This window comes from Atopobium sp. oral taxon 810 str. F0209, assembly GCF_000466405.1.
GTDB lineage: Bacteria > Actinomycetota > Coriobacteriia > Coriobacteriales > Atopobiaceae > Olegusella.
The window spans coordinates 153,975-168,050 of the sequence record NZ_KE952935.1; the positions used below are offsets into that span (position 1 = coordinate 153,975).

General features: G+C 52.0%; 9 protein-coding genes. 8 read left to right on the forward strand and 1 reads right to left on the reverse strand.

What is annotated here, in order from left to right:
- Position 1: 1 nt before the first annotated feature.
- The 7 genes from HMPREF9069_RS01350 (at position 2) to HMPREF9069_RS09695 (ending at position 10,246) form a co-directional block, all read left to right on the forward strand.
- A complete protein-coding gene (locus HMPREF9069_RS01350) occupies positions 2-3,577 on the forward strand; it encodes a hypothetical protein (protein WP_035437944.1) in 3,576 nt (1,191 codons plus the stop codon).
- Positions 3,577-4,737 (forward strand): aminotransferase class V-fold PLP-dependent enzyme, encoded by a 1,161-nt coding sequence (locus HMPREF9069_RS01355; protein ID WP_021625300.1) that lies wholly within the window; start codon positions 3,577-3,579, stop codon positions 4,735-4,737. Before HMPREF9069_RS01350 ends, HMPREF9069_RS01355 begins: the two co-directional genes overlap by 1 nt.
- Positions 4,738-4,751: 14 nt before the next feature.
- The gene (locus tag HMPREF9069_RS01360; protein WP_021625301.1) at positions 4,752-6,983 is read left to right on the forward strand and encodes a DEAD/DEAH box helicase family protein; all 2,232 of its coding nucleotides are present in this window, start codon (positions 4,752-4,754) and stop codon (positions 6,981-6,983) included.
- 2 nt (positions 6,984-6,985) lie between these two features.
- Positions 6,986-7,162: a hypothetical protein gene (locus HMPREF9069_RS09505; RefSeq protein ID WP_021625302.1), complete on the forward strand. Its 177-nt coding sequence runs from the start codon at positions 6,986-6,988 to the stop codon at positions 7,160-7,162.
- Entirely contained in the window at positions 7,153-9,150 is a 1,998-nt protein-coding gene (locus HMPREF9069_RS01365; RefSeq protein ID WP_021625303.1) for an AAA family ATPase, read from the forward strand. The genes HMPREF9069_RS09505 and HMPREF9069_RS01365 overlap by 10 nt, the downstream gene beginning before the upstream one ends.
- A gap of 4 nt (positions 9,151-9,154) precedes the next feature.
- Entirely contained in the window at positions 9,155-9,703 is a 549-nt protein-coding gene (locus tag HMPREF9069_RS01370; RefSeq protein ID WP_021625304.1) for a hypothetical protein, read from the forward strand.
- A gap of 420 nt (positions 9,704-10,123) precedes the next feature.
- A complete protein-coding gene (locus HMPREF9069_RS09695) occupies positions 10,124-10,246 on the forward strand; it encodes a hypothetical protein (RefSeq protein WP_286127396.1) in 123 nt (40 codons plus the stop codon).
- 237 nt (positions 10,247-10,483) lie between these two features.
- On the opposite strand, the gene HMPREF9069_RS01380 is transcribed toward HMPREF9069_RS09695, so the two are convergent.
- Positions 10,484-12,172, reverse strand: coding sequence for an RNA-binding domain-containing protein (locus tag HMPREF9069_RS01380; RefSeq protein WP_035437946.1), 1,689 nt, complete (start codon positions 12,170-12,172; stop codon positions 10,484-10,486).
- A gap of 218 nt (positions 12,173-12,390) precedes the next feature.
- On the opposite strand from HMPREF9069_RS01380, the gene purH reads away from it, so the two are divergent.
- Complete coding sequence (gene purH, locus HMPREF9069_RS01385) at positions 12,391-14,010, forward strand: bifunctional phosphoribosylaminoimidazolecarboxamide formyltransferase/IMP cyclohydrolase (protein WP_021625307.1); 1,620 nt, start codon at positions 12,391-12,393, stop codon at positions 14,008-14,010.
- Positions 14,011-14,076 lie beyond the last annotated feature (66 nt).

A 14,076-nucleotide genomic window follows, 5' to 3' on the forward strand; every position in this document is an offset into this window, starting at 1 on the left:
CATGAGACTCAGCGAAATGATAGTCCCCAACAAGGACTTCCAGACGTCAATCAATATTGACTTCGATTTCGGATCTCGCTCGAAGATTGAGGAGCTGATACCTACCAACTCGGTATGCCGGTATCTCGAAGAAATTATTCGCGACGTCGTAGCGCCTTCGAGCCAGAGGGCGAAGCTGCTTGTCGGAGCCTACGGCAAGGGAAAATCCCACGTCGTGCTTGCTGCGCTAACGTCAATGTGGTTGAAGAACCCTACGTATTTCACCAAAATCGTCGCAGCTTACAACGAGCGCGGACTCGGATTTGGCGATACGTTCGAGCGATTTGTCGAGGAGGGCAAACGTCTACTGCCGGTCGTCATCTCTGGTAGCACCGCAGACCTTAGGCACTCCCTGCTGTATGCGCTGCGCAACGCTCTGAGGCTTGCCGATCTCGAATCCCTCATGCCACAGACGAATTATGACGGCGCAATAATGGTTCTCGAACGCTGGCGGAAGAACTATCCCGACACCTATAGGCGGTTCGAGGAGCTGACTGGGACGAGTGGAACTACCATCGCTTCGCGGCTCAGGAACATGGATACCGTAGCATACGAAACGATAGTCGATGTATATCCGGAACTAACAGCTGGCGGCACGTTCGACGTGCTTGATGGAGTCGAGGTCATCGATGTCTACGAGCATGTGCTGGCTGGTCTGCAAGCGCAGGGTATCGACGGCATATACGTGGTATACGACGAGTTCAGCAAGTACCTCGAAACGAGCATCGAGCAGGCAGACACGAAGCTGCTACAAGATTTCGCCGAAGCGTGCAACCGCAGCGGTGGTGATCGGCAATTGCATCTACTGCTCATCAGCCACAAGAGTCTCTCCAACTATATCGACTCAAATCTACCTAAGGAAAGGGTCGACGGGTGGCGTGGCGTCTCGGGCAGGTTCCGCGAGATTGAAATGGTTGACGACGCCAACCAGTACTATGAGCTCATAGGCAAGGCCATCGTCAAGGATGGCGTATTATGGGACAAGTGGCTGAACGAGAATGGAGGCGCCCGTCGCAGCAGACTATCGCGCATAGGACGGAGATATGAACAACAAGGACTGCTCGAAGCGGACGTCGTAGAGCGCGTGACTTTTGGATGTTACCCGCTCCATCCACTTACAACCTATCTTCTGGCTTGCATGTCGGAAAAAGTCGCCCAAAACGAACGAACCCTCTTTACGTTCATCTGCTCAAACGAAGAGGGTGCTCTGAACACCGTGCTAGACCGCATCAGTGGGTTCATTTCCCCCGATTACGTATACGACTATTTTGAGCCGCTGCTTCGCAAGGAGTACTACACCACCCCGCTTCACAGAACCTACGAGCTGGCACGAATATCGCTCGAGCGAGTCAAGGCGGATAGCCTAGAGGCACAAATCATCAAGACCATCGCGGCCATCGATATCGTCGCCCAATACGACAAAGTCGCGCCGACAAGGGAAACGATCGTCGACCTCTACGACGACTGCGGATACGAGACGATGCAGATCGACTCAGCACTCGATCATCTCGTCGAAAGCGACTCCGTCGTATACCTGCGTCGTAGCAATGCGTTCCTCAAGTTGAAGGAATCATCTGGTGTAAGGATTGACAGCGAGATTAGCGACCGCGCGGAAACTCTGCGCAGTAGCCGCACCTGCGCCGAACTTCTCAATGCCGTACTACGTGGCAGCGCTCTCTATCCCTCTCGCTACAACGAGGAGCGCGGCATGGTTCGGTATTTCGATTGCAGCTTCGTTGACGCAAAAGATTTAGGCCGATGGAAGCCGGGAGACAGGTTGCTCGATGGCTGTGGCGACGGGAAGGTCGTAGCAGTATATCTTGAGGATGCAAATCAGCTGGCAGAGACGAAGGACATTGCCAAGGAGACGGTGTCACGCGAACCCATGACCGTAATCGTATATCCTAGAGCGTTTGTGGACGTGTCCGATACGGTCTATCGGCTAGAAGCCGCCAAGCAGCTCAAGGAGGAGGTATCTGAAGACAAGGTGCTTTCTGAGGAGTACGAGATTGTCATCGAGGACTACGCAGAAGTAGTAGACGATTACATCGCCGGCTTCTTCCAGCCAGAGCTTGGCCGTTCACTCTACTATATCGGTGGAAAACGTCGTAACGTGGTGACGAGACGTCGCAAACTTTCCGAAGAATTGTCGTGGCTCTGCGACGAAACCTACGGTAAGACTCCTCGAATTACCAGCGAGTCCTTGAACAAGAACAACTTGACCGGGACGGCATTCAGTAGTAGGAGCAAAATACTCAAGGCCCTGTGCGGCAAGAGCCTCGATGCGAACTTCGGCTTCTACGGCAACGGTCAGGAAACATCGATGGCGCGTAGTGCCTTCGAGAAGACCGGGATAATCAATGACCTAGCTGAGTCTGCTACCGTGCTCGGGGACGCTGACCCCCTCATCACGAACGTGCTCGATGAAATTCGCACTTTCATCGAAGCCGCCCAGGATACACCGTTCTCCTATCTTTACGACAGGCTGACTGGTCGCGAGCTGGGCATTGGCCTGCGCAAAGGCCCGATTCCGCTCTATCTTGCATATGTGCTGAGGGATTATCGTGACGAGATCAAGATCACTCATAGAGGCGAAGAGCGAGCCTTGAGTGAAGTGGTCCTAGACGATATCTCCCGCGATCCCTCGGCATACGAGCTTACAAGACTTAACTGGTCGCCCGAAATGGCGGAATATGTGTGCGAACTTGCGCGATTGTTCGGGTGCGGTGACGATGCCACAAGAGCCGATGTTGCCGAGGCGATACGGTTGTGGTACGTCGAGTTGCCGCAGGCAACCCGTAATTGCAAGTACGACCATGCGCACGGCGGAGAGGCGACAGCCATAACAAAGACCCGGTCTGCGTTTTTCCGAGCGATACGGCACATCGAAACAGACTCGAATGTGTTCCTCTTTGAAGAACTGCCGGAGGTATTCGGGCACAGCGTGGCCTCCCACGAGCTTTTGCAGGCCGTAAAGGATGAGAAGGACGCTTGTGATTCCTACCTCGATAGTTGCATGCAAACGCTTATCAGCTCGCTAACTGCTATGTTCGACGAGTTCGCACATGACGACGCAACGCTTGGCTCGGTGCTTCGTGATTGGGTCGAGCGGCACCCTGCCACAACCACTCACGTATTCACTGGCGTGAATAACCAGGTGCTCAGTGCCATCATGTCAGCAAATGGCAATGATAAGGTTACTGTCAGCAGACTAGCCAAAGCAGCAACATCCCTGCGTGTCGAAGATTGGAGCGATGCTCGCTTCGAGGACTTCTTGCGAATCGTTCTGGGTACGAAGGCTGCCGTTGAAGGTTTTTCTGAGCAAGCCGGCTACGAGGAAGGCGGGCAGAAGCTTGGCATTGTCTTCATCGATGAGGCTGGGACGCCACGGCAGAAGACCTTTGACAAGGTCGAATGCAGCGGCAGGTCGCGTCTCCTGAAGAACAGCCTCCTTGCATGCCTGAGCGAAATGGGTGGTGCTCTCCGGCCCGAAGAAAAGCGGCAGATAGTCTTTGAGGTTTTGGAAGGACTCTGCTGATGGAAGATAGGATTGCGTACTTCGACAACGCAGCCACCACATTTCCCAAGCCTGATTGCGTGTATGACTATGCTGACGCCTTCTATCGGAGCAGCGGCGGCAACATTGGACGCGGCGGAAACGCTTTGGCCGCACGAGCGGGCGATGTTGCCAAACAGACCAAGGAAAATATTCGCCAGCTGTATAGCTGCGGGGCAAAAAAGGTTGTGTTCACTGCTTCTGCGACTGACGCGCTCAACCGGATTCTGTTCGGGCTTGAAATAAGCGCCAGCGACTCCATCTATGTTTCGCCTTTCGAGCACAACGCTGTCACACGCCCTGTGCATAATCTTGAGGTGGCACACGGCGTAACAGTCAACGTTCTCCCATTTGATGTCAAGTCCTGTCTGCCCGACATGTCGGCAATACAGGAAGCATTTGAACGTAAGGTTCCCAGGCTGCTCGTGCTCACACACGCAAGCAACGTCTGTGGCGCTGTGCTGCCTGTGATGGAGCTTTGTACTCTTGCTAAACGGTATGGTGCAACGACGGTGCTCGACATGAGTCAGACCGCGGGGCTTCTGCCTCTCGACCTTGGGAGCGACCTCTTTGACTACGCCGTTTTTGCTGGTCACAAGACACTCTATGCCCCATTCGGGATTGGAGGTTTCGTATGTCGGCGCGAGGCCAGGCTTGCTCCGGTTCTTTTCGGAGGGAACGGCATCAACTCCATCGAACAGGATATGCCTGATGACATTGTTCAGATGGTTGAAGTCGGCAGTCAGAACACCTATGCCATTGCGGGGCTCAAGGCGTCTACAGACTGGCTCCTCAACGAAGGTATGGATGTAGTTAGAGCCCGCGAGGCTACGGCCAAAGACAGGCTACTCGCTTTGTTGAGAGAACGCGACTGTCTCACGGTTGTAGGTGACGGGATGGGGTGTGAACAAATCGGTGTCGTGTCTACGCTGTTCGATGGTTATACCCCCGATGAGATTGAGATGATCCTGGGAAAGTACGGCGTTGCCGTCCGCTCCGGCATCCAATGCGCTCCCTATGCACACAGATTTTTAGGAACGTTGCCGGGGGGCACTGTGCGCTTCAGCGTAAGTGCAATGACCAGTGATCAGGATTTCAGGCAACTCGAAGCTGCTCTTGAAGCTATCTGTGATGAAGGCTAGAAGATGGTGACGATATGAGCCTGAGAGATCTTGACATCAAATCTGAATATCGCACTAAGATGGGCGATATAGCCAAAGAATTCATCGTACCCGTACTTTCTGAGGCCATCAGCTACAAGCGTGCTGTAGGGTTCTTCTCGTCGAGCTCGCTTGCGGAGATGGCAAAGGGCATCGGACGTATCGCGCAGCGTGGTGGCACAATACAGCTCATCGCCTCTCCGAATCTCTCGGAGGAAGACACTGACGCCATACAGAGGGGCTACGAAAAACGCGAAGAAATACGGCGCAAGGTGGTAGAGGAACACCTTATTGGCGCTCTAGCCGATATTGACATAATGAGCATCGCTGACCAGAATCGACTCAACATGCTTGCCAACCTCATCGCATCTGGCCTTCTTGATATTAGGATTGCTTTTGCCGAAAGCAAGACTGGTTATGGTATTTACCACGAGAAGGTTGCCATCGTAACGGATGGTGCTGGTGACAAGATTGCCTTCTCAGGTTCGATGAACGAGTCGGCCACAGCGATGAAAGAGAACTACGAGGCGGTCGACGTCTTTCGCTCGTGGGATGACCCTGAGCACAGAGTGCAAACCAAAGAAGGGGCCTTCGATGCCATCTGGGAAAACAGAGAACAGGGCGTTGTGTCGTACGATTTTCCCGAGGTGAAGGATGAGATCGTACGACGATACAAGACTAAGGCTCCGAACTACGACGACGACATGATCGACACTTCGAATGAGTCTCCATCTTCCAAACCTGCAAAGAGTCAGTGGAATTATCCAGAGATACCCGACGCGTATACCCTGCGCGGTTATCAAGAAGAGGCAATCGCCGAATGGGAAAGGCAGGGTTACCGTGGCATTTATGACATGGCGACGGGCACTGGTAAGACTGTGACGGCACTTGCTTCTGTCGAAAGATTGAGCAAGTGGCTCGGAAATCATCTTGCGGTGGTCATAGTTTGTTCTTACCAGCACCTTGTCGACCAGTGGGTTGAGGATATCGAGCTGTTTAACATCAAACCTATTATCGGCTACAGCGCATCACCTCAGAAGGATTGGGAGAGTCGACTTGACCGAGCGATAAGGAATCAGAGATTCCACGTAAAAGGATCTGAGTTCTTCTGTTTCATCTGCACTAACGGAACGTATGCCACTGAGCGCGTGCAGCATTATCTGGATAGAATAAGAGGGGCGAAACTATTAGTAATTGATGAGGCACACAATATGGGTGCGGAATACCTTCGATCTCTACTTCGAGAAGATTTTCAATACAGGCTAGGATTGTCAGCGACTATTGAAAGGCATAGTGATACAGAAGGTACTAAGGCAATCTTCTCGTATTTTGGCAACAGGTGTATTGAATACACACTTGAAGAAGCCATAAGGGGCAGAAATGATGAACCGCCATGTCTCACGCCGTATCATTACCATCCAATAATCGTCTACCTAAATCCCGATGAGCTTGCTCAGTATAGTGCCTTTTCGGCGGAAATAGCCAAGGCTATGCGAAAAGGTAAGGATGGCAAACGCAGGCTTACTGAACAGGGGAAGATGTTAACCCTAAAGAGAGCGCGGTTAGTAGCCGCCGCTCGGCAAAAGCTCCCAGCTCTTAAGAAGGCAATCGAACCATACCGGCATGATGATTACATGCTTGTATATTGCGGTGCAACAAAAGTCGAGATAGATGCTGATGTCATTAGTGGCGTCGACGAGTACGAGTCAAGGCAGATTGATGCCGTTACACATATCCTCGGTGACGAACTGGGGATGAAAGTGAGACAATTTACTTCACGTGAAAATAGCGCCGAAAGAGAAGAGATAAAGGAGATGTTCAGCAACGCTGACTTACAGGCTCTTATTGCTATTAAGTGTCTCGACGAGGGCGTGAATATTCCCATGATTAAAACGGCCTTTATTTTAGCAAGCACTACAAATCCCAGAGAGTATGTTCAACGGCGTGGGCGTCTATTACGCAAAGACAAATCTGGAAGAAAGATGCGCGCCGAAATCTACGACTTTATAACCCTACCAAGACCTACTGAGGAGGCCGCCGTCCTTCCAGATGAGGATACTAGGGGTGAAAAGAGGCTTGTCTACAACGAACTAATACGCGCGAAAGAGTTTGCCGAACTTGCTGAAAACCATGCAAGGATCGCTTGGAAGCTAGACGAAATCGAGGAGAGTTTCTTTGGTCTAACGGGGCTCGCTATGTATGAGAAAAACCTTGAGGAGGTCGAATAAGCATGGTTAACCTTGCCGACTTGGAAATACCTGAGGGTGTTGACGCGGCCAAAGCGCAACGCCTTATTCAGTGGATCGTAAAGCTTGAGGCCGAAAACGAGAAAACACATAAGCTAAACGACAGCGAGATGATTCACAAAATAATGACTCGGATTCAGGGAGAAGCTAAATGTATATAAGATCGATAACGGTTGAAGATTTTCTCCCATTTCAGGGCAGGCAGCGCGTTGATTTTTCTACTGATCCAGATCATAACGTTACTCTCATTATGGGTGACAATGGATCAGGCAAAACCTCACTCGCTCAGGCATTCGAGTGGTGCCTTTACGGTCGAGCACCAAAAGACTCGGTCCAAGTTATCAACGCCTATGTACGGGATCGAATCCGCCCTGGAGCATATCACTACGTGATGGTCGAGATTGAACTCATCAAGGATAGCATAGGGTATACGGTTACGCGTAAGCAAAAGTACAGCAGAAGCGCCAATGGCAGGACCGTAAAGGGCGAGCAGCAAGAGTTTGGAATCTTTTATAAAGAAGCGGGACAAACCAGGCAGGCTCCGCAAAATGAACTTCGTTCAACAATCAATCGGCTGTTGGCCGACGAGTTGTCACACTACTTCTTCTTTGATGGTGAGCATGTTAAAAACATGCGAGCGGAAATCGAGCATGGTAAGAGTAGCGATTTTGCTGAAGCGGTTAAAACCATATTGGGCTTGCGCCCTATAGCTTCAGCTATTGAGCATCTACGAGCACCAGGTAACCGCATCAGCGTCGAGCGTCGCTTCAGAAACCAGCTTGACTTGTCGGGAAATAGAGAGCTTGAGGCGAAACGATCGAAAATCAAGCTTAACGAGAGTAAGATAGCCCGACTTGGAAGTGAAATCGAAGATGCTGAACTCGATGTACAAACCGCCAGGGAATCTGTCGCTAGGTGGAATGATTTACTGCTAGAGAATGAGGAAAGTGAAAAGGCAGCGCGTGCCGTACAGACGGCGGAACATGATGTCAAACGTGCACACGCAGTCTTGGCAACGAAGCTCGAGACCTTGTTCGAAGTGTTCAGGAGAGGGCAATACCGTTTCTTTACCACTCGTCTCATTCATGACGCGAGGGCCGAGCTTAAAGATGCTGATAAGCTCAGCAAAGGCGTGCCAAGTGTGAATGACAAAACAATAAAATTCTTGCTTGAAAGGCACGAGTGTATCTGCGGTACGCGTTTTGAGGATGGCGATACCATCGCTCAGCATCTTTATGAGCTGTTGTCATATGTGCCCCCGAAAGACCTTGGTACTTATATTGCAGAATTCGATAAGGAGTGTCGTACACGTTCTGAGGGGCAATTCGACCTCCATGATGACATAGTACGGGCATATAACGAGTATGCCGAGGCAGAGAACGCGGTTATAGCAGCAGATCGAGAGCTTTCAACAGCACGTGCTCACCTCGACAGTATTAATCACGTCGATGTTGGCGTACTCAGGGCAAATTTGAAGCGCGCACAGCAAGATGTAAAACGATACGAAGATAAGATCGCTGTTGCAAGGCGTGATATCACGCGAGCAAGGTCTGAGAACAAGCAGCTGGAAAGCGAAATTGAAAAGGCATCATTCCAGGATGAGAAGAACAAACTCGTTCAGCAATGCCTCGCTTACGTGGAGTACATCTACAATTATCTCGACGGCTACTATAGCATCCACGAGGCAGAAACTCGCGAAGAGCTAGGTTGCACTGTAAACAAGTTCTTTACTGCGATGTATGACGGAGAGCTTCATATTGAGCTTGACGAGAACTACGGCGTAACGGTTGTAGTTGACGACATCAATACATCCGAAGAGACCTGGAAGACATCCTCTGGTCAAACGCTAGCTATCATCCTTGCCTTCATTCTTGGCATTCTTGATATTGCAAAAGGAAACATACGCAGTGGTGAAGAGCTTCTGCAAGGAGACACGTATCCTCTCGTTATGGATGCGCCTCTTTCTGATTTCGACAAGACCAGAATCGGTACGATCTGCAAATTACTCCCGGATGTTGCTGAGCAAGTCATCATTGTGATCAAGGATACCGACGGTGACCTGGCGGAACAGCACATGGCGAGCAGGATTGGCTCCCGTTATACCATCATAAAAAATAGGGACTACGACTCTCGCATCAAGAAGGATTAGGACAATGGCTGAACTCTTTCGATCACAAGTCAGATTCTATGGAAAGCATGGGCTTTACCTCGAGGCATTGACTCCTGACGCCCAAGATGCAAAAGATGAGAGCCTCTCAGAAATCGCCCGCAAGAAGTATCTCTTCAAGGCTGTTGTTGATATCTATTCAATCGCGCCACTCGTCGGATATCTATACCAGCGTAAAGCGCCAAGAGACGGCAGTGAACAGACGAAGAACATTTTCGAAGGCGCGCTTTCAAATCACTATGACCGTCTCTTGTTCTCTTATCAACTCTTGATGATATTGGACAAAGCAAGCGAGCCTGACCTAAATGAGCGTTTAAGAAGAGCATTCCAAGCCGATGATGATGTAGCTAAGATCGGGTCTGACCTATTCAATGATTATGCTCGTGGCGGTATTGAAGTGCTGTACGAAAACCTTATTGAAGGCGTTGACTCACCAGAAACCATGCTCATGAAGCTGGTTGACTTCGTCGATGATTTTGACTCGCACTTCATAAAAGGGGTCGAGGTTGTCGACTTATCCTCACTTTTGTTCTAGCTATCAAATACATAACCGAGCCATTTTGTGATGCCCGCCTAATCTGCTCCCGTACGAGTAATCGAGGCGGGTGTTTTGTGTCTCCGCCTCCCGAGCGGAAAGGCGGTTCTCTCATGAAAAGGGACGCCGACGACGGGCAGGCAGTAGAGACACAGCAGCACATGCAAGGGCACGCGGACCAAGAAGCGCAGCACTAGGCGGAAGAAGTGGCCGCTAGCGCCGAAGACGTTGCTAACGAGTTCAAGGCGCTCCTCGCCAAGCAGGAAACCCACATCAAGAAGTTGGGAGTGGAGAGTTTTTTCGTCACATTGCGTCACGTTTGCTGGCACACACGGGGCTGCTGTCCCCGAAAATGATGAAGACGCGCCTATATGGCCTATCATAAGATCGCCTGCGGCGCAGGCGAGGTGTTTGTCGAGCATGAGTGAGGCAATGTGGGTAGCTACCATTGGCGGCTCCAGGATGGTTAACTATCAGCACGAGAGCGCGAGCGGCACCATGCAGGCCACCGCTGCGCACTCTCATGGACCCTTCTCGACCTAAATCTCGCGTTGCCCGCCACGGTGAACATGAACTACTGGTTCTACAGCTGCACTCACATTCACGTTCATTCATGAACTCAGGAGCCTGCCGAACATATCGGAGACGAGCTACACATACATAATTATCGACACAGCGAACGAGCTGGGGTATCTGATGAGATAATAGGACATCTAATGGACGATGATGGGACATGTCCCAATGATATTGAGTCATGTCCCATCATGGCGTTCAATATCATCAATGCTTGGAAGAAGTCATGACATAGTGCGCCATACCGCCTTCTCCGACGAGTTCTAGATCTCCGCTCTTCACGAGTTTCTGAATCTGTCGGTATGCCTGCTTCCTGCTCAGGTGTAACAGCTCCATGACGTCCCTGTTGGCTATGCTGCCGCCTTTCTGTCTGGCGAGCTTCATTATCAATTCAGGATATCTGACCTTGTCGATGTCAGATTGGCGGACGAAGTCAGTCTCCTTACCTGCTGCGCTGTAGACCTTGCCGCTGAGGATGTACGAGCGCGCCGTTGACGAGCCGTGAGCCTCGACAAGACCTGCCTCAACGAGCGTCTCGACCGTCGACCTCGTGACGGCATCAGTGAGATGGAGCTGCTCGGCGAGCTCGGATACTTTGAGACGGCGCTGGCGCTTGAGCGTGTCAAGGACGAGTAGGGCTCGCAACGACAACGGCTTACCCATCCGCTCCGCTTCCTCGTTGAGCATCTTCATGAACAGCTTGTCAGGGGCACTGCGGGCGATGTAAACGCTGACGTTCGTTGAGGTTGTCCCCGAGTAGTCGGGGGCTGGTCGCCCATAGCGCAATGACCCTTCGAAGATACGGTCTACGCCGCGTCCCGTTTTCTCGGCAAGTCCGACCCTCTTCAGCGCGTTCATGAGACACTGGTTGCGCCCGCGCGGCTCGACGTCGAGCAGGTTGTCTATCGTGACGCCTTCAATGAACCCGCCTGGATTCGATATGGTGAGCCCCTCGTCGTTCACGAGGACTCTGACCGCACCGAGCGCGGCGTAGTCCCGGTGTCCAAATGCATTGACGAGTGCCTCGCGAAACGCTCTTCCGTCGAACTCCGGCACCGATATCCTGAAGAGGCCATCCTCGACTTCGCGTTCCGGGTTCCAGGGTTCGAGCATTTCGCGCATCTTCTCAATGGTGTAGAGGAGCGGTTGGTCGAAGTCCTGGTTGACCCTTACCTCCGTACCCTCAAGCACCTGGAATGCGGCGGAGGAGGCGGGTACCGTCCTCTTGATAACGTCGCGTTTGCCCGCGAGTAGCACGCCAGTCACCGTCGGAACCTGTTTGCCGTCAACGTTCGTGGTCATCTGGAGAGCCGAGAGCAGCTCGTTATCAGAGAGCTCGAGGAGGGTCTGGTCGGCGTTGGAGCTTCGCTTGAGTATGTCCCTAAGACGTCTCAGTTCCTCTGGGCTGAAGTCACCCACGCTTGTGTTGGGTACAGGGAAGGCGGAGTAGTCGAGCTTTCCCAGGGTTGAAAGTCTCGTGATGATTTCGTACGGGTAGAGAGGGACACACTCCGGTGTCCCATCTTCCTTGATACGCCGGCGCATGATCTTGCCGCTCTTCGTGGCGATGATGGCCCGGGATTTGGGTATCTCGACCATGGTCACCTGTATGCCGCTCTCGGCGTAGGTTCCATCTTCGCTCAGGTACAGCGTCGTGACGCGTGCGGATACAGGTGGCATGGTCTTATTGGCGATCAGAGCTGCGAGCTGCGTCACGTCCCTGTGTTCCTTGTGTACACCTGTGGGCGTACCATCATCCTCGACGCCGAGATAGATGTGCCCCCCGTCAGTGTTGCTCAGGGCGACAACGGCATCCATGAGCTCATTGTCCGGAAGCTTCTTGAGATCGCTCTTAAACTCAACTGTTAGCGTTTCTTTTTCTGGGATCCTGTTCATGCCATCTCGTTTCACTCCGAATGTCGTTAGACACATTATAGAGTAAGGATGGGACATGTCCCAACGTTGATGGGACATGTCCCAACATGGCCCAATGAACGACCCATCAAAGAAGGCTCCATGATGTACAGGCGTTATTTCTGCTCTTAGGAAGCCAATCAGCCTTATTCGGTGTATCTTTATTTTGTCGCTGTAAGCACCAAAACTGGGGAGGGTCTATGTCAGAACGTCCCATCAAAAGGGCGCTTGTATCGGTAACCGACAAGACGGGTGTGGTTGAGTTTGTCAAAACGCTCGCCGATGAGTTTGGCGTTGAGGTAATCTCCACGGGAGGTACCGCAAAAGCGCTGGTGGATGGTGATGTAAAAGTTACTGCCATCGATGACTACACGGGCTTTCCCGAGATGATGGGAGGCCGTGTCAAGACGCTGCATCCTCGTGTCCATGGTGGCCTACTTTGCCGCCGAGACGACGAGCAGCACATGGCAGATGCCAAAGCCAACGGCATCGAAATGATTGATATGGTCGTCGTTAACCTCTATGAGTTTGAGAAAACTGTTGCCCAACCCGATGTTACCTTTGCAGACGCTATCGAGCACATTGATATCGGTGGCCCTTCTATGCTGCGTTCTGCTGCAAAAAATAATGACTTTGTGACGGTGGTATCTGACCCTGCCGATTACGATCGAATTCTTGCTGAGATGCGTGCAAATGATGGCGCTACCACACTTGAGACCCGCCGTCAGTTGGCCCTCAAGGTCTTTCAGACGACCTCGCGTTACGACAGCGCCATCTCAGAATATTTAGCAAGCCAGGTGTCTAACGACAACAAAGTTGCAAGTTTTGATAGCTCAATTGAATTTGATTTCCCCCAGATGTTGACTGTGACTGCCATCAAGCAGCAAAGCCTGCGCTATGGCGAGAACCCCCAGCAGTCTGCAGCGGTTTATCATCTGCCTGACGCTCCAGCCCACTCCCTAGGTATGGCTCGTCAGATTCAGGGTAAAGAGTTGAGCTACAACAACTTCTTGGATACCGATGCTGCCTGGGCTGCTGTGCGTGAGTTTGAGGAGCCTGCCGTCATCATTCTCAAGCACCAAAATCCCTGCGGCTCTGCTGTGGCAGCTGACGTAACTACGGCTTACGATCGTGCCTTTGCCTGTGATCCCAAGAGCGCCTTTGGTGGCATTATTGCGGTCAATCGCGAGGTGCCTCTGTCATTAGTTGAGCATTTTGCCGATGTGAACAAGCAGTTCGTTGAGGTGTTGATTGCTCCTAGTTATAGTCCCGAAGCCCTTGAGCGTCTGTCCAAGCGCAAGAACCTTCGCGTGCTTGAGACAGGTGGCGTTGATGCGGGCGTCTCTCTGGAGATGCGTACGATTGACGGTGCTTTGCTTGTCCAAGAGACTGACCGTGTTGATGAGGATCCTGCGACCTTCGAAGTGCCTACCAAGCGCAAACCGACTGACGCCGAGCGGGAAGATTTGCTCTTTGCTTGGAAGGTATGCAAGACCGTTAAGTCCAACGCGATTCTAGTTGCCAAAGATCACGCTGGTATTGGTATGGGGCCAGGCCAGCCCAACCGCTCTGACTCGGCACTGATGGCTTGTGAGCGCGCCGGGGCAGCTTGTGAGCGCATGGGTGTTGTCCCCGAAAATCTCGTAGCTGCTTCCGATGCTTTCTTCCCCTTTAGGGATAGTGTCGATTTGCTTGCTAAGCATGGGGTTACGGCGATTATTCAGCCAGGTGGCTCCATTCGTGACGATGAATCCATCGCTGCCTGTGATGAATATGGCATCACGATGGTTTTTACGGGCAGGCGTCACTTTAGGCACTAGGCTTTACCAAGAAATGCAGGGCGGGGCCGTGGCGTGTGGCCCCGCCCTTTTGGTGCGCCGAGCATG

Coding starts and splice junctions, on each gene's coding strand:
- HMPREF9069_RS01350 (WP_035437944.1), top strand. CDS start 2: ATGAGACTCAGCGAAATGATAGTCCCCAACAAGGACTTCCAGACGTCA.
- HMPREF9069_RS01355 (WP_021625300.1), top strand. CDS start 3,577: ATGGAAGATAGGATTGCGTACTTCGACAACGCAGCCACCACATTTCCC.
- HMPREF9069_RS01360 (WP_021625301.1), top strand. CDS start 4,752: ATGAGCCTGAGAGATCTTGACATCAAATCTGAATATCGCACTAAGATG.
- HMPREF9069_RS09505 (WP_021625302.1), top strand. CDS start 6,986: ATGGTTAACCTTGCCGACTTGGAAATACCTGAGGGTGTTGACGCGGCC.
- HMPREF9069_RS01365 (WP_021625303.1), top strand. CDS start 7,153: ATGTATATAAGATCGATAACGGTTGAAGATTTTCTCCCATTTCAGGGC.
- HMPREF9069_RS01370 (WP_021625304.1), top strand. CDS start 9,155: ATGGCTGAACTCTTTCGATCACAAGTCAGATTCTATGGAAAGCATGGG.
- HMPREF9069_RS09695 (WP_286127396.1), top strand. CDS start 10,124: ATGAGTGAGGCAATGTGGGTAGCTACCATTGGCGGCTCCAGGATGGTT.
- HMPREF9069_RS01380 (WP_035437946.1), bottom strand. CDS start 12,172: ATGAACAGGATCCCAGAAAAAGAAACGCTAACAGTTGAGTTTAAGAGC.
- purH (WP_021625307.1), top strand. CDS start 12,391: ATGTCAGAACGTCCCATCAAAAGGGCGCTTGTATCGGTAACCGACAAG.